The sequence below is a fragment of the Mesorhizobium sp. M4B.F.Ca.ET.089.01.1.1 genome (genome assembly GCF_004022605.1).
Classification (GTDB): Bacteria; Pseudomonadota; Alphaproteobacteria; order Rhizobiales; family Rhizobiaceae; genus Mesorhizobium; species Mesorhizobium abyssinicae.
This window is the reverse complement of sequence record NZ_RZOS01001499.1, coordinates 1-417: the sequence shown is the minus strand read 5'-3', so window position 1 is coordinate 417 and position 417 is coordinate 1. Positions and strand designations below refer to the sequence as shown.

At 54.7% G+C, this 417-nt stretch carries 1 pseudogene; it reads left to right on the top strand.

Annotated features, from left to right (window positions below):
- Positions 1 to 11 precede the first annotated feature (11 nt).
- A pseudogene (locus EN780_RS38065) lies at positions 12 to 417 on the top strand (hypothetical protein); the annotation flags it as partial.

Here is a 417-nt window from a genome sequence, read left to right as displayed (position 1 = left end):
CCTGTAAGCCATTGATTAAGAATGAAAAAATATTTCTCCCTCCGCAGGGAGACGAAAGTGATTTCAAAGAATTATTCAAGCGGTTGGCCGCGGCGGGTGCTGGTCGGCCATTGGGCAAGGACGGGGTTCCTGCAGGCCCATGGACGCCCGAGCTTCTCGCAGAGGCGATTTCACAGATCGATTCCAACCGGATTGGGGTCGATCTGCGAACGGTGCAGCTTTGGTTTCAAGAGAACGAGAAGGGAATTAGCACTGCCAATATTCGTTGGCTGGCGAGGGTTTTTGGCTGCGATGATCCGGCGGCAACCAGCGAATGGCAGATGGAGCTTAGTGCGGCGCAATCGCGGTTATCGGCCAAGAGACGAGAATGGAAGAGAGCCGGAAGCAGCGTTGCACAGGAGATTCCAGACACAGCAC